At 67.9% G+C, this 20,207-nt stretch carries 12 protein-coding genes; 4 read left to right on the top strand and 8 right to left on the bottom strand.

The genetic code is table 11. From position 1 onward, the window contains the following. Nucleotides 1-8: 8 nt before the first annotated feature. The gene (locus tag VFZ09_RS45585) at nt 9-3,260 is read right to left on the bottom strand and encodes a C45 family autoproteolytic acyltransferase/hydolase (RefSeq protein ID WP_329734116.1); all 3,252 of its coding nucleotides are present in this window, start codon (nt 3,258-3,260) and stop codon (nt 9-11) included. Nucleotides 3,261-3,763: 503 nt separating this feature from the next. On the opposite strand from VFZ09_RS45585, the gene VFZ09_RS45580 reads away from it, so the two are divergent. Next, nucleotides 3,764-5,038 carry a penicillin-insensitive murein endopeptidase gene (locus tag VFZ09_RS45580; RefSeq protein WP_329734115.1) on the top strand — a complete coding sequence of 425 codons (1,275 nt, stop codon included), beginning with the start codon at nt 3,764-3,766 and terminating at the stop codon, nt 5,036-5,038. A gap of 61 nt (nt 5,039-5,099) precedes the next feature. On the opposite strand, the gene VFZ09_RS45575 is transcribed toward VFZ09_RS45580, so the two are convergent. The 6 genes from VFZ09_RS45575 to VFZ09_RS45550 form a co-directional block, all read right to left on the bottom strand. Further along, nucleotides 5,100-8,567 (bottom strand): methylmalonyl-CoA mutase family protein, encoded by a 3,468-nt coding sequence (locus VFZ09_RS45575; RefSeq protein ID WP_329734114.1) that lies wholly within the window; start codon nt 8,565-8,567, stop codon nt 5,100-5,102. A gap of 8 nt (nt 8,568-8,575) precedes the next feature. Beyond that, nucleotides 8,576-9,550 (bottom strand): hydroxymethylglutaryl-CoA lyase, encoded by a 975-nt coding sequence (locus VFZ09_RS45570; RefSeq protein ID WP_414640808.1) that lies wholly within the window; start codon nt 9,548-9,550, stop codon nt 8,576-8,578. 28 nt (nt 9,551-9,578) lie between these two features. Further along, nucleotides 9,579-10,349, bottom strand: a complete 771-nt coding sequence (locus VFZ09_RS45565) for a class I SAM-dependent methyltransferase (RefSeq protein WP_329734112.1) — start codon at nt 10,347-10,349, stop codon at nt 9,579-9,581. Between the two features lie 69 nt (nt 10,350-10,418). Continuing rightward, entirely contained in the window at nt 10,419-11,615 is a 1,197-nt protein-coding gene (locus tag VFZ09_RS45560) for an aminotransferase class I/II-fold pyridoxal phosphate-dependent enzyme (protein WP_329734111.1), read from the bottom strand. A 16-nt stretch (nt 11,616-11,631) separates the two neighbouring features. After that, nucleotides 11,632-12,579 carry a phosphatase PAP2 family protein gene (locus VFZ09_RS45555; RefSeq protein ID WP_329734110.1) on the bottom strand — a complete coding sequence of 316 codons (948 nt, stop codon included), beginning with the start codon at nt 12,577-12,579 and terminating at the stop codon, nt 11,632-11,634. Beyond that, the gene (locus VFZ09_RS45550; protein ID WP_329734109.1) at nt 12,576-15,056 is read right to left on the bottom strand and encodes an efflux RND transporter permease subunit; all 2,481 of its coding nucleotides are present in this window, start codon (nt 15,054-15,056) and stop codon (nt 12,576-12,578) included. The genes VFZ09_RS45555 and VFZ09_RS45550 overlap by 4 nt, the downstream gene beginning before the upstream one ends. A 440-nt stretch (nt 15,057-15,496) precedes the next feature. On the opposite strand from VFZ09_RS45550, the gene VFZ09_RS45545 reads away from it, so the two are divergent. After that, a complete protein-coding gene (locus tag VFZ09_RS45545; protein ID WP_329734108.1) occupies nt 15,497-17,038 on the top strand; it encodes a pyridoxal phosphate-dependent aminotransferase family protein in 1,542 nt (513 codons plus the stop codon). 9 nt (nt 17,039-17,047) lie between these two features. Next, complete coding sequence (locus VFZ09_RS45540; RefSeq protein WP_329734107.1) at nt 17,048-18,229, top strand: N-acetyltransferase; 1,182 nt, start codon at nt 17,048-17,050, stop codon at nt 18,227-18,229. Nucleotides 18,230-18,259: 30 nt separating this feature from the next. Here VFZ09_RS45540 and VFZ09_RS45535 read toward each other — a convergent pair whose 3' ends face one another. Beyond that, nucleotides 18,260-18,823, bottom strand: coding sequence for an ABC transporter substrate-binding protein (locus VFZ09_RS45535; RefSeq protein WP_329734106.1), 564 nt, complete (start codon nt 18,821-18,823; stop codon nt 18,260-18,262). A gap of 203 nt (nt 18,824-19,026) precedes the next feature. On the opposite strand from VFZ09_RS45535, the gene VFZ09_RS45530 reads away from it, so the two are divergent. Further along, nucleotides 19,027-19,950 carry a class I fructose-bisphosphate aldolase gene (locus tag VFZ09_RS45530; RefSeq protein ID WP_329734105.1) on the top strand — a complete coding sequence of 308 codons (924 nt, stop codon included), beginning with the start codon at nt 19,027-19,029 and terminating at the stop codon, nt 19,948-19,950. Nucleotides 19,951-20,207: the final 257 nt, after the last annotated feature.

The following is a 20,207-nucleotide window of genomic DNA, read 5'->3' as shown; positions in this document are numbered from 1 at the left end:
GCCCGGGCTCAGTTCGCCCCGGCCGCGGAGCCGATGGGCTTGAGCTCGGGAGCCGGAGACTCCGTCAGCTCCACCGCCAGCGCGTCAACACCGTGGTAGCCCTTGGCGCTCACCTCGCCACCCCGGTAGAGCGCCCAGCCCTGGAGCTGGCCCGGCATGAAGGTGCGCGTCATGTGCCACAGCTGCGGGCCACTGTTGGCCAGGTACAGGTAGAGCGTCCGCTTCGCGTTCCACGGGTTGGGCAGCGCCACCGCGAGCCCGTCATCCGAGCGGCCGTACGTCTTCCCCTGCCAGCGGAAGTACCGGCGGCCGATCTCCACCGGCAGCTTCTTCTCCGCCGCCAGCCGCGCCACCAGCCCGTTGTCCTCGGCGCCTCCGAGCACGAACAGATCCCGGCTCGCCAGCTCCTGGTCCGTCACCTCGGCGTCCGGCTTCAGCGGCGCGAGCACGTCCATGAAGGCATCCGCGACGATGTCACGGAAGTTGAGCGTCAGCGTGCGATCCGCCTCCACCCCCCGCGCCGTGCCGTGGACGAAGAGCAGCTGGCTGAAATCATCCATCGCGTTGGACAGCACCTGGAAGTGCTCGCGCGGCACGGGGATGTCATTCGTCGTGTTGAACACCACGCGCACCGGCTGCTCGGCCACGTGGAAGGTGAAGGTGTCGCTCGCGCCCTTCACCTCCACGCGCTCCAGCGTCGAGCCCTTCGCGGTGAACAGCTCCACGGTGGTGAGGAAGTGGTAGGGCTTGCCTCCCTGCTCCACCTTCACCGTCACGTCATACCCGTCCTTTGCCTTCGTGCTGCTGGCGCGGATGCGAGGCTCGGGCAGGCCGCCGCGCTCCACCCACTGCGCGATGAAGGGCGAGAGGTCCTTCCCCGCGGCCTCGGACGCGGTGCGCACGAACTCCGCGGTGGTGATGTTCTTGTTGGCGTAGCGCGCGTGCACGGCGCCCATCACCTTGGAGAAGGCCTTGTTGCCCAGCAGCAGGCGCAGCTGGTGCAGCAGGAAGGTGCCCTTGAGGCGGGGGATGGCATACGTGCCATAGCGGTTGTACGAGGTGCGCGCGGCCGCGGGCACCACATCCCCCTCGCGCGAGGAGAGGTACAGGTAGCGGGTGTTGAGGTCCGCCAGGGCGTCGCGCTGCTGCTCGAAGGCCTTGTCCGCCGAGTCCGGCAGCTTGTTGAGCAGGTTCCAGTAGGCGGCGGTGCCGCTCACGAGCCAGTTCTCGCCGTCGGTGGCGGGGAACACGGTGTTGGCCCACAGCAGCTTCTTGTCGAAGCCCAGGGACTCCTTGACCTTCGACGTATCACGCTTGGAGGCAGGGGCCTTCTCCTCCCTCAGGGCGCTCGACCTCGCGAGGGCCTCCTTCAGCTTGTCCGCGACGAAGATGGGGCTGAAGGTGGTGTAGCCGAGCGTCAGGTGGGGCGTGGCGCCGGGCAGGTCCTGGATCCACCGGCCGCCCACCATCTTCTCGCGCAGGGTCGTCTTGCCGTAGTGGGCGATGAACACGAGCTTGCCGGCCATCTCGCCGGTGGTGAGCTTGGCGTCACAGGCGTGGGGCCGGTTGATGGGGCTGGAGGCCATCATGCGGATGGCGTTCTCCAGATCGATACCGCCCTTGCCGTAGCGCTCGAAGTACTCCTGGAAGGCGATGTCCCGGTTCCACGTGTTGAAGGCCAGGTCCACCGGGGCGTTCTGGGGGTTGGGCAGGTATTCCTTGCGCACCTCCAGGTCGCGGTTGTTGTTGTTGGCCCAGATGAAGTCCTTGAGGTTGCCCGGGGTATTGCCCGTCTTGCCCGCGCCCCCCGTACGCCACAGCTTCGTCTTCTTCGTGCCGAGCGTGAAGCACGCCCCCTCGCCCGTCTTGGCGTCCGCGAGCGTCCAGTCATTGGAATAGAGGCCGTTGTTGCGCTCCTTGAGGATGCGGGCCACGTCGTCGATCGAGTTGGCGTACTGGGCCGCCCGGCGGATGCGGTTGCTCTGCGGCGTGCCCTCGGGATCGAAGGGCGTCTGGCCCACCGTGGTCTCGCCGATGACGATGCCCGCGTCGTTGATGAACCAGTCCGCGCCGCTGTGGATGCCACCCGGGAAGGTCTGCATCACGAAGCGGTGGCCCCGCGTGGGCTGCACGTCGGCGATCACGTCCCAGTGCACGCCCGTGTAGCCGTTCCACATGAAGATCTGCCCCATGACGAACTGGCCATCCTTCGTCGCGGACTTCGTGGCCACGAAGGACGAGCAGTGGTCCCCCTCTCCCGCCCGCGCCGTCTCGTCCTCGGCCTTCATGAAGACGCGGCCGGACAGGGACGTGGCGCTCACGCGGTTGGCGTCCTCGAGCTGCCCCAGGTCCACCACCGAGTTGAGGGCCGCCACGTCGAGCAGATCCACCTCGCGATCCTTGAACTTCACGCCGGCCTTGGTGACGCCGTCGGCGATGCCCTTCATCTCCTCGAGGTACTCGGGATCGTACTTGCGCAGGAAGAGCGAGTCGGTGAGCAGCCGCACCTGGCTCCAGCCGTTCACCGCGTCCTGGCGGTTCTTCTGGATGCCCACCTTCTCCATGTAGCGGACGATGTCGTCGGCCAGGAGCTCGCCGTACTGCTGGCCGCGCTCGTAGGGCTCGCCCTCGATGTGGACGTACTTCCAGCCGCCGTCGTCATAGCGGAAGCCCTTGCCGGCCCAGCGCACCGACTCCAGCGGGAGGTAGGCGGTGATGTCATCCACCTCCTCGAGGCGCACGTCATCCACCCAGGCGGTGCCGGTGGCCTTGCCGTTGCGGCCCAGGTGCAGCTGCACGCGATCCGTGCCCTGGATGGCGAAGAAGAGCACCGAGACCCGGCCGTCCTGCTCCGCGCCCAGGGTGGGCGAGCAGTTGGTGAAGGGGAAGCTCTTCATGGACAGGCAGGCCCCGAGCGCCGTCGGGTAGCGCGCCTGGGGATCCGCCTGCACGCCGCGGGTGCGCACCCACGCGCTGAGGCGGTAGAGGCGGCCCACCTGCAGCTTCACGGGCTCGGACTGCACGGTGGTCTCGGCGCCGGAGGCCGGGTTCTCGATGACGAGCCCCCGCGCGCCCTCGGCCTTGCCCTCGGGGCTGGAGGCCACCCTGCCCCCGCCCGTCACACTCCAGCCGGTGGGCTGGCCCGAGGCGGCCTGCGCCTCGAAGCCGGCGTTGGTCACGGGCACCTGCGCGGCCCCCGAGGAGGGCGCGTGGAGCGCTCCGGCGGTGAACAGCAGGGCGCCGGTGAATCGCGAAATCATACGGAGAGGGGTCATGTCCTTCCCGGAGGAGATGGAGGAACGCTGCGGGGCTGCCTACTTCGCCCACTCCACCCCTGGGGCGTCAACCCGCGCCTCGGAGCCATCGGCTGACGCGACAGGTCATCACCGGTGGGCTCGAAGTGCCTGATTTGACTGGGAGAGCAAGGGAGCGAGCAGGCCACGAAAGGCGGAACGAACGCCCTGCCCCGCGTCAAATTCCCGAGCGGTGCCTGCCTGGAATCCGAGCCAGCCTCAACCCTTTACTTTGGCGCGGAAGAATTTCGGTCCATGCTCCGCGCCGAGTGCGTTCTACATCCTGGATCATCCTGTTGCTGTGCGCCGGCTGCACCGCGCACGTTGCTCCCACCGTCTCTCCGTCGAAGGCGACGGCCCCGGTGCAGGAGGCGTCGACGTCTCCTGCCCAGGCGGCCGTCCAGCCCGCCCTGGCGCCGGCTGCTTCACAGGGAGCCGCCCCACCGTCATCGGAGCCCCCGCCGGAAGCCGTGACGCAGGTCGTCGAGCACAATGACGCGGCGCTCGCGGCCGCCGAGTCCTCCACCGAGGGTGAAGAGGCCGCCGCCGACGACGAGGAGCTGGCGGGCACCCCCGACGCGGACGAGGGCGAGGCCGAGGAGGCGACGGACGCGAACGGCGTGGTCCCCAACGGGCCGCTCTACACCGCGGAGCTGTCGGACGAGGAGCTGACGGCGATGTGGAAGAAGGATCCGGCCGCGCTGGGCTCCATCTCGGTGGGGTTCGTGGAGAGCGGCCGCATGGTGAACGCCGTGCGCGTGCCGCAGCCGGAGAACAATGACTGGATCGTGGTCTCGCCCGAGCTGGCGTGGGCCACGAAGGAGACGGTGGACTACCTGTCCACGGCCATCCGCGAGGTGCGCGCCCAGTACCCGAAGGCGCCGCCGCTGCGCGTCAATCAGCTCAGCTCGCGCGAGGGCGGCTACCTGCGCCCGCACAAGAGCCACCAGAACGGCCGGGACGTGGACCTGGGCTTCTACTACCCCACCGCCGAGCCCGTGCGCGTGCGCGCGCGCGAGAATCACATCGATCTCGAGCTGAACTGGGCCCTGCTCAAGTCGCTCGCCATCCACACGGACGTGCAGATGATCCTCGTGGACAAGCGCGTGCAGAAGGTCCTGTACGACTACGCGCTGCGCAAGGGCGAGAGCAAGGAGTGGCTGGACTCGCTCTTCAACTCCGGAGCGAGGTCGCTGGTGAAGCACGCACGTGGGCACCGCGATCACTTCCACGTGCGCTTCTTCAACCCGCGCGCCCAGGAGCTGGGCCGCCGCGTGGCCCCGCTGCTCGCGCTGCAGCCGGACAAGAACATCCAGATGCACCGCGTGCGCTCGGGCGACACGGTGGGTGGCATCGCCCTGCGCTACGGCTCCAGCATCAACGCCATCAAGAAGGCCAACCGGATGCGCGGCGTGTTCCTGCGCATCGGCCAGGTGCTCGCGGTGCCCCTGCGGGGCCCCTGCACCCGCTGCCCCGTTCCTCCGCCCCTGGTCGTTCCGCCGCGCCGGATGCCCCCCGGCTTGGAGGAGCAGGCGCCCGCCGTGGCCACGAAGCAGGCTCCCGCCGCTCCGGCGGAGCCGGCCGTGGCCGCGCAGGCGGAGAGCACGGGTGGAAGCGCCCCGGCGAGCACGGACACGGCCGTCGAGACGCAGCCGCAGGCGCCCGCGCAGGAGCCCTCGGTGCAGGGCTCTCCGGCGAACACCTCGGCGGCGATCATGCAGATGGGCCCCGCGGCATCGCGGTAGGCCCGTGTTCGTCCCCTCTCCCTCTGGGAGAGGGTCAGGGTGAGGGTCTCCCCGCCCCTCACTACATGTTGCGCCGGTACTGCCCGCCCACCTCGTACAGCGCGCGGGAGATCTGCCCCAGCGTGCAGACCTTACAAGCGTCCATCAGCGCGGCGAAGATGTTCCCGTTGTCGAGCGCGGCGCGCTTCACGGCCTTCAACGCCTCGGGAGCGGTCGCCTCGTTGCGCTTCCAGAAGGCGTCGCGCGAGCTGATGGCGTAGTCCTTCTCCTCCTTCGTGGCGCGGATGACCTCCGGCGGGATGATCGTCGGAGAGCCCTTGGGATCCAGGAAGGTGTTCACGCCGATGATGGGCAGCGTCCCATCGTGCTTGAGCGTCTCGTAGTAGAGCGACTCCTCCTGGATCTTCGAGCGCTGGTACATGCGCTCCATGGCCCCGAGGACGCCACCGCGCTCGGAGATGGAGCGGAACTCGGTCAGCACGGCGGCCTCGACCAGGTCCGTCAGCTCCTCGACGATGAAGGAGCCCTGGTTCGGGTTCTCGTTCTTGGAGAGCCCGAACTCCTTGTTGATGACGAGCTGGATGGCGAGGGCCCGGCGCACGCTCTCCTCGGTGGGCGTGGTGATGGCCTCGTCGTAGGCGTTGGTGTGCAGCGAGTTGCAGTTGTCGTTGAGCGCCAGCAGGGCCTGCAACGTGGTGCGGATGTCGTTGAAGGCGATCTCCTGGGCGTGGAGGCTCCGGCCAGAAGTCTGGATGTGGTACTTGAGCTTCTGCGAGCGCTCGTTGCCGCCGTACTTGTCGCGCATGGCCTTGGCCCAGATGCGCCGCGCCACGCGCCCGAGCACCGTGTACTCGGGGTCCATGCCGTTGGAGAAGAAGAACGACAGGTTGGGCGCGAAGTCGTCGATGTGCATGCCTCGCGAGAGGTAGTACTCGACGAAGGTGAAGCCGTTGGCCAGGGTGAAGGCCAGCTGGGAGATGGGGTTCGCCCCCGCCTCGGCGATGTGGTAGCCCGAGATGGACACCGAGTAGAAGTTGCGGACCTTCTTGTCGATGAAGTACTGCTGGATGTCGCCCATCAGCCGCAGGGCGAACTCCGTGGAGAAGATGCAGGTGTTCTGCGCCTGATCCTCCTTGAGGATGTCCGCCTGCACGGTGCCGCGCACGGCCTGCAGCGTGGAGGCGCGGATCTTCTCGTAGGTCTCCCGGGGAAGCACCTCGTCACCGGACACGCCGAGCAGCAGCAGACCCAGGCCGTCGTTGCCCTGGGGCAGCTCGCCCTGGTAGCGCGGCCGGGGAATCCCGCGGCGCTGGTAGAGCTCGGTGATCTTCTTCTCCACCTGCTCGGTCTGGCCCTGGGCGCGGATCCACTTCTCGCACTGCTGATCCACCGCGGCGTTCAGGAAGAAGCCGAGCAGCATCGGCGCCGGACCGTTGATGGTCATCGACACCGAGGTGGACGGATCCGCGAGATCGAAGCCCGAGTAGAGCTTCTTCGCGTCGTCCACGTTGGCGATGGACACACCGGAGTTGCCCACCTTGCCGTAGATGTCCGGGCGGTGGTCCGGGTCCTCACCGTAGAGCGTGACCGAGTCGAACGCCGTGGACAGGCGCTTGGCGGGCAGCCCGCGCGAGACGTAGTGGAAGCGCTTGTTGGTGCGCTCCGGGCCACCCTCCCCCGCGAACATGCGCGCGGGGTCCTCGTTCTCACGCTTGAGCGGGAAGACGCCCGCGGTGAACGGGAAGGCGCCCGGCGCGTTCTCACGCAGCAGCCAGGTGAGGACGTCGCCCCAGTCCTCGTACTTCGGCAGGGCGATCTTGGGGATGCGCAGGTGCGAGAGCGACTCGGTGAAGAGATCGATCTCGATGACCTTGTCGCGCACCTGGTACTGGTACTTGGACGCGGCGTAGCGGCGCTTCGTGGCCGGCCACTCGTCCAGCAGCCGCTTGCACTCGGGGTGCAGGCGCGACTCCAGGTCCTGGTAGAGCCCCGCCAGATCGGCGAGGTAGGCCGGCTCGCCCTCGACGCGCTGGGTGACGTGCACCACGTCCGAGGCGTCCCGGGGCTCGACGATCTCCAGCCGCGTCTTGCCCACGTTGGCGCGCAGCGCCTCGATGGTGCCGTGCAGCTGGTACATGCGCCGGGCGATGGCGGCCTGGGCGCGGACGAACTTGTCGTAGGCCTCGCAGGTCTCGACGATCTCCGCGAGGTACCGGGTGCGCTCGGGCGGGATGATCCACTTCTTCTCGCTCATCCCCGGGGTGATCTCCTGGTGCGACTGGAGCGAAGCCCCGGTCTTCCGGACGAGCGTGTCCATGATGGCCCGGTACAGCTGGTTCATGCCCGGGTCATTGAACTGCGAGGCGATGGTGCCGTAGACGGGCAGCGCCTCGTCCGGCGTGGAGAAGGCGTTGTGGTTGCGCTTCCACTGCTTGCGCACGTCCCGCAGCGCGTCCAGCGAGCCGCGCTTGTCGAACTTGTTGATGGCGATCACGTCCGCGAAGTCGAGCATGTCGATCTTCTCGAGCTGCGTCGCCGCGCCGTACTCGGCCGTCATCACGTAGAGCGAGACGTCCGAGTGCTCGGTGATCTCCGTGTCGGACTGGCCGATGCCGGACGTCTCCACCACGATGAGATCGAACCCGGCGGCCTTGCAGATCTCGATCGACTCGCCGACGTGCTTGGACATGGCGAGGTTGCTCTGGCGCGTGGCCATGGAGCGCATGTACACGCGCGAGTTGTCGATCGCGTTCATGCGGATGCGGTCGCCGAGCAGCGCGCCGCCGGACTTGCGCTTGGACGGATCGATGGAGAGCACCGCGAGCGTCTTGTCGGGGAAGTCCGCGAGGAAGCGGCGGACCAGCTCGTCCACGAGGCTCGACTTGCCCGCGCCACCGGTGCCGGTGATGCCGAGCACGGGGACGCGCGGGGTGTTGGCGTTGAGCTTCCCGAGCGCCTCGCGGAGCGCGTCCCCCGCGGAGGCGAAGTTCTCCGCGATGGTGATGAGCGAGGCGACCTTGGACGGCTCGCGCTGGGGCAGCGAGGACAGCACGGGCGCGAACTCCGGGGTGCGCTTCTCGAAGTCGCACTTGGAGATGAGGTCGTCGATCATCCCCTGCAGGCCGAGCGCGCGGCCGTCGTCCGGCGAGTAGATGCGCGTGACGCCGTAGCGGTGGAGCTCCTCGATCTCGGTGGGGAGGATGGTGCCGCCGCCGCCGCCGAACACCTTGATGTTCGCGCCGCGCTCGCGCAGCAGATCGATCATGTACTTGAAGAACTCGACATGGCCGCCCTGGTACGAGGTGATGGCGATGCCCTGGGCGTCCTCCTGGATGGCGCAGTCGACGATCTCCGCCACGGAGCGGTTGTGCCCCAGGTGGATGATCTCCGCGCCCGAGGCCTGCATGAGCCGGCGCATCACGTTGATGGCGGCGTCATGCCCGTCGAAGAGCGAAGCGGCCGTCACGATGCGCACGTGGTGCCGGGGCTTGTAGGGCGTGGGGATGGGGTTGGGTTGGGGGTTTCGCATGTGGAATGTCAGGTGGTGGCCCGGCGGTTCGCCTTCTTCTCGCGCTCGCCCAGGGCCGCTTGGAGGAACTTGCCCGCGAGCTTCCGGCCGATGAGCTCCTGGGCGACCATGCCGGCCTCGACGAGCTTGTCGAGCTGGATGCCCGTCTGCACGCCCATGCCATGGAGCATGTAGACGAGGTCCTCGGTGGCCAGGTTTCCCGCCGCGCCCGGCGCGTAGGGGCATCCGCCCAGTCCGCCGATGCTCGCGTCGAAGGTCGTCACGCCCAGCTGCAGGCCCACCAGCGCGTTGGCCAGGGCGGTGCCGCGGGTGTCGTGCAGGTGCAGCGCCAGCTTCTCCACCGGCACGTGCTCGAGCAGCGCGTTGAGCAGGGTCTCCGTCTGCCGCGGCGTCCCCACCCCGATCGTGTCGCCGAGGCTGAGCTGGTAGATGCCGCCGTCCACCAGGGCGCGGCTGATCTCCACCACGCGGGAGACGGGCACCTCGCCCTCGTAGGGGCAGCCCCACACCGTGGACAGGTAGCCGCGCACCCGCAGGCCCGCCTTCAGCGCGGCCTCGGTGGTCTGCCGCGCCTCGGCCACCGCCTCGGCGATGGTCTTGTTGATGTTCTTCTTCGAGTGGGCCTCGGACGCGGAGATGAAGACGGCCGCCTCCTCCAGGCCCGCCTCCTTGGCGCGCGTCAGGCCCTTGAGGTTGGGCACCAGCGCCGAGAAGGTGACGCCCTCGCGCCGCCCCACCAGACGCAGCAGTTCCTCCGCGTCGGCGAGCTGCGGAATCCACTTGGGTGACACGAAGGACGTCACCTCGATGCGCTTCTCCCCCGCCGCGATCAACGCCTCGATGAGGCGTGCCTTGTCGCGCGTGGGCAGGGTGCGCAATTCGTTCTGCAAGCCGTCCCGAGGCCCCACCTCGTAGACGTCCACCTTCTCCGGCAGGTTGCCGAGCCCGGTCACGCGCGGGCGGCGTTTTTCATTCGAGTCCACTGGACGATGTCCCGCGTCGAGCTTCCGCTCATGTCGAGCTTCCACTCCTGAAATTCACCGTTTCGGATCCCGGGTGCAACCGCAGCCGGGCGCCCACGATCAGATCCACCGATGTGTCCGAGGGCCGCTCCTCCTCCAACCCGCCGTGCACCCAGCACACCGAAAAACCCGTCGCTTCCAACAGCCGCGTCAGATCCGCAAGAGGATAGTAACGAATGGCATAGTGGCCCGACAGAACACGTCCGTCCGGCATCGTGAGCCTCCTCGTGGCCTCGTCGCGGCCACGCACCGCGTCGAACCGGCTCCGCTCCTCGAGCAGGCTACCGTCCGGCAACCGGGTAGAGAAGGAAGCCTCCGGTTGTGACGCGAGCCGATCGTACGGCACGGTGTGCAGCACCAGGAGGCCACCGGGCCGCAGGCACCTCGCCACCTCGCGCAGCAGCGCCTCGTGCTCCTCGTCCGAGAAGACGAAGAGCGTCGAGTACCAGGCATACGCGCCCGCCAGCGAGCCCGTCCGGAATGGAAGGGAGCGGAGGTCCGCTCGCACCGCTGGAAACCCAGGCAGCCGCTCCTGGAGGGACAGGGCATCCAGCTCCAGGCCGAGCACCCGATCCGCCAGCGGCCCCCGGGCATTCAGACGCGCGGCATGGCGGCCATGACCACAGCCCAGGTCCACCACCGGCCCGGGCACTTCGAGCTGCTCGAAGCGCCTCGCGAGGTACGCCACCTCCTTCGCCGTCGTCTCCTCGGAAAGGAACGGCAGTGTGGAGCGGAGGTAGAGTTCGCCGAAGAAGCTCACGGTGTGGCGCGGGGGTGTAACACCCGGGTGTAGGGGTCGCAAGCCACCCGGCCTCTGGGAGACCAGGCGTCAGCGGGCCCGAGCCAGCCCCACCTTCAACCGGCGCACCGCTTCATCCAGTACCGCTTCCGTCTTGCAGAAGGCGAAGCGCGCCATCCCCTGCCCCAACTGCTTGTGCTCGGGACTGTAGAAAACACTCGGAGGGATGGCCGCTACTCCCACCTCCGTCACGAGGTGCCGGCAGAAGGCCACGTCGTCCGCGAAGCCCCTGTCCGAGATGTCCGCGATGATGAAGTAGCTGCCCTCGGGCGCGTACGCCTTCAGCCCCGCCTCCGCGAGCCCCGTCAGCAGCCGATCCCTCTTGGCCAGGTACATGGCGCCCAGCTCCTGGAAGTACGAGTCCGGGAGCCGCAGCGCCGCCGCCGAGGCCGCCTGCAGGGGCGAGGCCGTGGCGAACGTGACGAACTGGTGCGCGCGCTGCACCGCGTCACGCAGGGGTGGCGGAGCGATGATCCATCCGATCTTCCACCCGGTGAGGCTGAACGACTTGCCGGCGCTGCTCACCGTGAGCGTCCGGTCCGCCAGCGAGGGCACCGTGGCGGGCCGCACATGACGCGCCGGGCCGAAGAGGATGTGCTCATACACCTCGTCCGAGAGCACCTTCACCTCGTGTTCAGCGCACAGGCCGCCGAGGAACTCGAGCTCCTCGCGGGTGAACACCTTGCCGGTGGGGTTGTGGGGCGAGTTGAGGACGAGCAGCCGCGTACGGGGACCGAAGGCCGCGCGCACCTCGTCGCGATCGAACCACCACGTGGCGTGCGAGCCGTCCGGCGGGCGCAGCGGCACGTAGCGCGCCTTCGCTCCGATGAAGCCGACGTTGGCGTCGTACGAGTCGTAGAAGGGCTCGAAGAGGACCACCTCGTCGCCCGGGTCCACCAGGCCCAGCATCACGCAGAGGATGGCCTCGGTGGCACCGCTGGTGACGGTCACCATGGTGTCCGGATCGATGCCGGTGTGTCCGTGGAAGCGCGCGCCGTGCTCGGCGATGGCCACGCGCAGGTCACGCAGACCGGGGCTGGGGGCGTACTGGTTCACCCCGTCGGTGATGGCCTTGCGAGCGGCCTCCTTCACGGCCTCGGGCCCGTCGAAGTCAGGGAAGCCCTGCCCCAGGTTCATGGCCCCGTGTTCGAGGGCCAGCGCGCTGAACTCGGAGAAGACGGTGGTACCGAGATGGGCCACGCGGCCCGCGAGGATCTGCCTGCTCATGCATACGCTCCCTTGTTCAGGGGCGCACGATAGCGTCCATCGTCACCGGGCGCGCCACGGGATCGCGCCGGGCGAACGTCCGGCCCCACCCTACGGCCAGGCCCACCACCACCGCCACCAGCGGCACGGCGCACAGCAGGTCCGTGGCGTAGTGGAAGCGGCCCACCAGGGTGGCGGCGATGAGCAACAGGCCGGGCACCAACGTCACCCGGAAGTAACGCGGCGCGAAACGCCAGGAGTACACGAACACCAGCAGCGTGGTCCCCGTGTGGCCCGAGGGGAAGCAGTCCTGCGCGAACCTCGGCAGGCGCATCACCGAGTCCAGGAAGGCCGTCACCCACACACCCTGGAGCGGCTGGTCGAAGGCGAAGGAGAGGAAGTAGCGCGGGCCGATGGCGGGCACCAGCGCGTAGAACAGGTAGTTGAAGGTGAAGAAGAGGCTGAGCGCGAGCAGGTACTCGTCGAAGGCGTCGTGGCGGCCGGCGAAGTACAGCACCACGCCCAGCATCAACGGCCAGATGAAGTGGCCGTAGTAGCAGATCATCAGGATGTCGGTGAGCCAGGGCGGCACGAGCTGCCCGAGCACCACCGAGGCCTGGGCCCCGAACAGCCGCTGATCCATGGCGACGAGCTGGGCATCCCGCAGCACCGGGGTGACGGCGGTCACCAGGGGACTGAGCACCTCGTGACTGAGGCCGAGCACCGGCAGCAGCCAGAAGTTGGCCAAGAAGGCCAGCAGCCGGTGCTGGGGGAAGTAGGACTCCAGGGTGCGCAGGACCAGGGGCCCGAGCGCGAAGACGGCGAAGTAGACGATGGACTTCGTAGAGCCGGGGGCCCAGCGGGCCGGGCCCAGGAGCGTCAGAGCGGCGAACGAGCAGGAGACGATCATGACGACGTCGACTGCTCGCAGGTGGACGTTCCGGACGCCCGCTCGGGCGCGCTCATACGAGGTCCAAGCGTTCACGCAGACTTACGCTCCCCCGGTTCGCCGGTGGGTTCCTTCACCGCGATGTCCAGGCTCCGAATCATGCCCCCATCCCTCTTGCGGTTCTTCCAGCGCTCCAGCAAGGCGAGCATCGCCGGGAAGAAAACCGTCGTACCCAGGAAGGTGCACATCACCCCCAGAAGTGCAATCTGTCCGATGGAGCGCAGTCCGGCGTGATGTGAAATCAACAGAGCGCCGTAGCCGGCCGCGTTGGACAGCGTGGCCACCACCGCCGCGAAGCCCGTGTGGCGCACCACGTGGCCGAGGGAGCCGGGGCCCTCTTCCTCATACCGGTGGAAGAGGTGCACCGAGTTGTCCACGGCGATGGCGAGCAGGTTGGGGAGCACCACGGCGTTGATGAAGTTCAGCTGCACGTCGAAGAGGTACATGCCTCCGGCCAGGCAGAGCATGCCCAGGAACAGAGGGCCGGCCACCAGGCAGGCTCGCTTGAAGCTGCGCAGGCTGAGGAGGATCGTCAAGAAGACCACCGCCGCGGCCGACCAGAGGATGAAGGGGCCATCCGCGCGCACCATGGAGAAGATGCGGGCGGCGATCCGATTGCTATCCAACACCGCGAGGTCCACGCCCCGGGCCTTGGCCCCGGCGATGACCTCGTCGAGCTGCGCGGCCCACGCCGACAGCTCCCGCGTGTCGTGGTTGGACACCGAGGGGAACAGCAGCAGGAACATGCCCTTGCCGTCCTGCGCCTCGAAGCGGCGACGCACCTCGAGGGGCAGCTGCGCCTCCCCGTAGGGCTGGGCCTCCAGCATCTTCCTCACGTTCTCCAGGCGAGGATCCTTCTGGGCCTCCTCGGGCAGCCGCTCCAGCGTGGCGCGCAGCGCGGCCAGCTGCTCCTGGTGCCCCGGCACGTCCTGGGGCAGCAGCTCGTTGAGCGAGGCGTACTGCTTGAAGGTGGACCCGGCGCCGTGGCGCGTCTTCACCTCGGTGATGACGTCCTCGACCACCTGGGCCTGCTCGAGGTCGTCCACCAGGAGGATGGCCGGGTTGAGGTGCGTGCCGAGCTGCTCGCTGATGTGGTCATCGAGCACGACCGAGGGCGACTCGCCCCGGAGCTTGCGCATGTTCGTCTCGAAGCCGATGCGCGGCAGCACGTAGACGGAGTACGCCGCGAAGCCGAGCACCGCCACCAGCAGGCCCGCGATGACGGCCGTGGGCCAGGGCTTGTGGGGCTTGGACGGCACCTGCCGCGCCGGAGCCTCGGGTGCGTGGACCCCGGCCGGCTTGCGCCCCAGGCGCAGGCGCTCGCCGATCACCAGCAGCGCCGGACCCAGCCCGTACGCCACCAGCACGGCCAGGAGCACGCCCACGCCGGCCAGCAGGCCGAACTGCTTGAAGGCCTCGAACTGGGCGAACACGAGCACGAAGAAGGCCGCCGCGTTCGTCAACGCCGAGGTGAGCGCTCCGGCGAAGGTGCCGCGCACGGCCTCGCCCAGCGCCTCGGCGGCCGGGTGCTCGCGCCGCTCCTCCCAGTAGCGCATGGCCAGGTGGATGCCGTACTCCAGGCCCAGGCCGATGAGGATGGCCACCAGGAAGCCCGTGACGATGTTGAGGTGGCCGATGGCCAGCTCCGCGAAGGCGAACGTCAGCGACACGCCGAAGATGACGGGCACGCCCACCACCGCCAGCGCCCACAGCCGCCGCGTGGCCAGCAGGATGATGCCCACCGCCATCACCGCCGAGAGGATGGCGGCGCGCGACAGATCCCTGCGCATCACCACGTCCTCCTCGATGCGGGCCTGGAAGGCGCCGGCGTAGTCCAGCGTCACCCCGGGGTAGCCCTGGACCACCTCGTTGGACACGCGCTGCACGTCATCCACCAGCTTCTGCGCGAAGACGATGTCGCCCGCGGTGCCGCCCGGCTTCACCATCAGGTACACCTCGGAGCCGTCCGCGTTGCCGAGGTACTCGCGCATGGGCGTGTCCGGGCTGTACTTCTTGACGATGGCGTCGAAGTCCGGCGGCGCGTCCGCCTCGTCGAGCAGATCCACCGCGATGGCCTGCTGCTTCTCGTAGCGCAGCCGCGCGTCCACGTCCGCGCGCAGCTCCTGGAGCTTCTCGGTGGGCATCAGCAGCAGGCCGCGCTCCTCGAAGAAGCCCACGTCGAAGTGGTTCTCCACGTAGCGCACCTCGGGAAGCGTCTCGAGCTTCCGGGACAGCGCGTTGGAGAGCTCCCGCAGCTTCTCGGGCGCGGCGCCGCGCGCGCGCACCACCAGGTAGCCGTCACCGCCGGCCTTCTGGGCCACCCGGTTCAGGTCCTGCACCTCGCGGGTCTCGCTGGGCAGCAGCTCCACGAAGGAGCCACGGAAGTCCAGCCGTCCAGCCAGCAGCGCGCCACCGAGCGCCAGCACCGTGAAGGCCAGCAACACCCGCCAGGGCCGGGCGAGCGTTCCCCGGATGAAGGCCTCGGACCCACGCCGTCGAAGAGAGTCAGCCACGCGTATCCCCAGTCGCCAGTCGAAGGAGGCTCGCCAGAAAGCAGACTTCCCGCCCCCTGTCACGGCCTCAGCGAATCTGGGAACGAACACCCCCCGGCCTGGAAGCCTTCCACCCCGTGTGTGGAAGCCATCCGTGTGACATCTCCCCTCTGAACCAGGGCACCTGAGTCCCGGTTGTGCAACCGGTTGCGCACCCGTCCGCCCCTCGACGGGAATATCCCCAGGTGTCAACCCCTACCCGAGGATTCCCAGTGAACCCCGGGGCTCGCGGGCCACCGTCCGTGTCTTGACACCCGGAGGGTGACTCAATAATGACGGCGACTCCAAGCCCCCCGAGGAGGAGGACGCGCGCTTGTGGTGCCCCGGGTCGGAGAGAACACCGCGAGAAGCGCGCCCTGGAGATCCGCGGAGGCGGATCTTCCCCACGAGAGAAGAGCGCCATGAGTGACGTTTTCGAGAAGTGCCGGAGCTGGAAGGACTACCGCATCGCCAAGGCCACGGGTCTCTATCCGTACTACCGGGCGATCGAGGAGTCGTACGGTGCCACCGAGGTCCAGATCGAAGGCCGCCGTATCATCATGGTGGGCTCGAACAACTACCTGGGCCTGAGCGCGGACCCTCGGGTGAAGGAAGCGGCCATCAAGGCGGTGGAGCGCTACGGCACCACGTGCTCCGGCTCGCGTCTGCTCAACGGCACCCTGGCGCTGCACGAGGAGCTGGAGCAGCGGCTGGCGAAGTTCCTCAACCGCGAGGCCGCGGTGGTCATCTCCACCGGCTTCCAGACGAACCTGGCGCTCTCCTCCATCCTGGGCCGTCACGACATCGTCTTCGCGGACCGGCAGAACCACGCCTCGCTGGTGGATGGCATCCGCCTGTCCTTCGCCACCGAGCGCAAGTACCGTCACAACGACCTGGAGCACCTCGAGCAGCTGCTGCAGCAGGCCGCCGAGAAGGAGCCCAAGGCCGGGAAGATCATCATCACCGACGGCGTGTTCTCCATGGAGGGCGACCTCTGCGACCTGCCCCGCATCGTGGAGCTGGCGCAGAAGTACGGCGCGCGGGTGATGACGGATGATGCGCACGCCATGGGCGTGCTGGGCGAGAAGGGCCGCGGCACCTCGGAGTACTTCGGGCTGGAGAAGGAGACGGACCTCGTCATGGGGACGTTCTCCAAGAGCTTCGCCTCGCTGGGCGGCGTGCTCTCGGGCCCCTCGGACGTCATCAACTACATCCGCCACAAGTCGCGCTCGGTCATCTTCTCCGCGTCCATGACGCCGGCCGCCGTGGCCTCGGCGCTCAAGGCGCTGGAGATCATCGAGGCCGAGCCGCAGCGGCGCGCGCGCCTGCTGGACATCGCCGAGAAGATGCACAACGGCTTCCGCGCCATGGGCTTCGACACGGGCGTGTCGGTGACGCCGGTGGTGCCGGTGCACATTGGCGATCAGGTGAAGTGCTTCCGCTTCTGGCGGGCCCTGCACGAGGCGGGCGTGTTCGCCAACCCGGTGATTCCGCCCGCGGTGGAGGCGGGGCACGCCCTCATCCGCACCAGCTACATGGCCACGCACACGGACGAGCAGCTGGACCGGGTGCTCGACATCTTCGAGCAGATTGGCAAGAAGCTGGACGTCATCCCCCAGACGCGGCCCTCCACGTACACCCCGGTGCAGATCGCCCGCCCCGGCACGAGGGTGCGCAACAACAAGGCCTCCGAGAAGTGGGCCGCCGCCAGCGAGGGCACCCACGGCCACCACGGCTTCACCCTGGATCAGCTCTCGCGCATGTCCTCGCGCGAGGTGGCCGGCAAGCTGTTCGACGCGGTGGAGACGCTCACCTGGCGCGCCGCCAACCTCCAGCCGGAGGACATCCGCAAGCTGGGGCAGATGCCGATGAAGCTCTGGGAGAAGCGCGCCAACATCCCCGGCATGCTGCTGGAGAAGGGCGCCAACTTCTTCATCCGCAACGGGCACGAGGACAGGAGCTAGGACACCACCATGGCCGTCGCCGCCGAGATGCAGAACACCGAATCCAAGCAGCCTCCCCTGCCCGCCGATGTGGAGGTGACTCCCGTCCGGAGCCCGGCGGACCGCACGGCCTTCATCCGCCTCACCTACTCCATCTACGAGGGCGACCCGAACTTCGTGCCGCACCTGGAGATGGAGCGCCGGGACTTCATGGACCCGAAGAAGCACCCCTTCTTCGAGTTCGGCGAGGTGGAGTTCTTCCTCGCCCGCAGGGCCGGGAAGGTGGTGGGGCGCATCGCGGCGGTGAACAACCCCCGCTACAACGAGTTCCACGGCACCAACGTCGGCTTCTTCGGCCTCTTCGAGTGCGTGAATGATGCCGGCGTGGCCCGGGCCCTCTTCGAGAAGGCCGCCGAGTGGCTGCGCGCCAAGGGCTTCGCCTCGGTGATCGGCCCGATGAGCTACTCCACCAACGGCGAGGTGGGCCTGCTCATCGAGGGGTTCAACACCCCGCCGGCCATCATGACGACGTACAACCCGCCCTGGTACGCCGCCCTCCTGGAGGCCAACGGCTTCACCAAGGCCAAGGATCTGTTCGCCTGGGAGCTGTCCTCCTCCACCCCTCCCCCGGAGAAGGTGGCGCGCATCGCGGAGAAGATCCGCCAGCGCGAGGGCGTCACGGTGCGCCCGGTGAACCTCAAGGAGTTCGACGCCGAGGTGGCCCGGGTCAAGACGATGTACAACTCGGCCTGGGAGAAGAACTGGGGCTTCGTCCCGATGACGGAGCACGAGTTCGACCACCTGGCGCGCGACCTCAAGCAGATGGTGCGGCCGGAGCTCGCGCTGGTGGCCGAGGTGAAGGGCCAGCCCGTGGGCTTCGCGCTCACCATCCCCGACGCCAACGAGGCCATCAAGGCCGCCAACGGCCGGCTCACCACCTTCGGCCTGCCCATCGGCCTGGCGAAGCTGCTGCTGGCCTCGCGCCGCATCCGCCGGCTGCGCCTCATCCTCCTGGGCACCGTCGAGGGCTACCGGCGCCGCGGCCTGGACGCCATCCTCTACCTGGACACGCTCAACAAGGCGCGCGAGCTGGGCTACGAGGGCGGGGAGATCTCCTGGACGCTCGAGGACAACCACCTCGTCAACCGCGCCATCGAGTCCATGGGCGGCAAGCAGTCCAAGCGTTACCGCGTCTACGAGAAGGCCCTGTAGAGGGCCCCGTGGACGCGGCCCGGGCGGGCGCTACTCGAGCGACTTCTCGAGCTGCGCCCGCTTGGCCTTCAGGGTGGTCAGCAGGCCGTTGAAGCCCTTGTCGGCCATGATCTTCCGGAACTGGCCCTGGTACGTCTCCAGGAGCGAGATGTCATCGGTGACGATGTCGTAGATGCGCCACTCGTCCTTGCCGGCCGCGCGGAAGAGCTTGTACTGCACGGGCAGCCGGTCGCGGCTCATGATCACCTTGGTGCCCACGGTGGCCTCGTTGCCCTGGATGGACTGCTGGCCGTACTGCACGAGCGCCCTGCCCTGGCTGAGCGCCCTCTGGGCGTAGGAGGCGCGCAGCAGGCCCTGCATCGTCTCCGAGAAGTCCGTGCGCTGGGCGGGCGTCAGCTTGTCCCACGTCTCTCCGAGCGCCCGCTTGGACAACTCACCCCAGTCCACGAAGCGATCCACCGTCTTGGAGAGCTGCTCCGCGGTGCCCCCCTTCGCGGTGATGATCTTCTGGACTTCGGTGTTGCCCGACTTGACGACATCGAGCGGTGCGGGTGCGGCGGTGAGCAGCACGGCGGCAAGCAGGGAAGCGAACATATCTGTGGAACTCCGGGGTGCTGGGAGTGAAGACAGGAGGGATGACACCTGACGGCGCGGACTTATTCACGCCCACTCCGCGCGATCTCCGAGCGTTCGTGTCGCGACGAAGCTACGAATGATCTGCTTGGTACCTGGCGCGCGCCTGTGCAGAATCCGCCCCGCCAAGTCAAGGGGCCTCCCGCCCCCAACTCGAGGAGCACATGGCGTATACCGACCGCGTCAAGCAGATCCTCTCGTGGTACCCGTCCGACAACCCCGGCACGCTGACCAACCTGGCCCGCCTGCTCAACACCGGCACGCTCGCCGGCACCGGCAAGATGGTGATCCTCCCGGTGGACCAGGGCTTCGAGCACGGCCCGGCCCGCTCCTTCGCGCCCAATCCGGCGGGCTATGATCCGGACTATCACATCAACCTGGCCATCGAGTCCGGCTGCAACGCCTACGCCGCGCCCCTGGGCTTCCTGGAGTGCGTGGCCGGCAAGTACGCCGGTGAGATTCCCCTCATCCTCAAGCTCAACAACTCGGACACGCTGGGCAAGCCCGAGCACCCCATGTCCGCCGTCACCGGCTCCGTGAAGGACGCGGTGCGTCTGGGCTGCGTGGCCATCGGCTACACCATCTACCCGGGCTCCGGTTACCGCAACGAGCAGTACGAGGCCCTGCGCGATCTGATCGCCGAGGCCAAGGATCACGGCCTCCCCACCGTGCTGTGGGCCTACCCCCGCGGCAGCATCTCCAAGGAGGGTGAGCAGGCCATCGACGTCATCTCCTACGCCGCGCAGATCAGCGCCCAGCTCGGCGCCCACGTCATCAAGGTCAAGCCGCCCAAGGACTTCCTGGAGCAGGCCGAGGCCAAGAAGGTCTACGAGAAGTTCAACATCCCCACCAAGACCATGTCCGATCGCATCCGCGACGTGGTGAAGTCCGCCTTCAACGGCAAGCGCATCGTCATCTTCTCCGGCGGCGAGTCCAAGACCACCGAGGACCTGCTCGAGGAGATCCGCCAGATCGCCGCCGGCGGCGGCTTCGGCTCCATCATGGGCCGCAACGCCTTCCAGCGGCCCCACGACGAGTCCGTGAAGCTGCTCAAGGACGTGATGACCATCTTCAAGAACGCCAGGTAATTCCACTCGTGGCGGATCCGAGCGGCCGACGTCCTTTTGGACCGGCCGCTCTTTTTCCGTGAGGGTGTACAAACAGGGGGATGAGTCAATAGAGACATCTGGGTATTCTCGGACCTATTACGACTTTTTCCCTCTGAGAGGCTTCCGTCTCTCCTCGAACGGCAATATTTCTCCACGAGATTCCGCGATTGCCTGTATAAAAGTTTTCTGATATTAAAATCCGTAAGAATATCCATGGGGCTTGCTCGACCCCCCAA

Origin of the sequence: Archangium sp. (assembly GCF_036277355.1) — a bacterium.
GTDB lineage: Bacteria > Myxococcota > Myxococcia > Myxococcales > Myxococcaceae > Archangium.
This window is presented reverse-complemented; position numbering and strand designations above follow the sequence as displayed.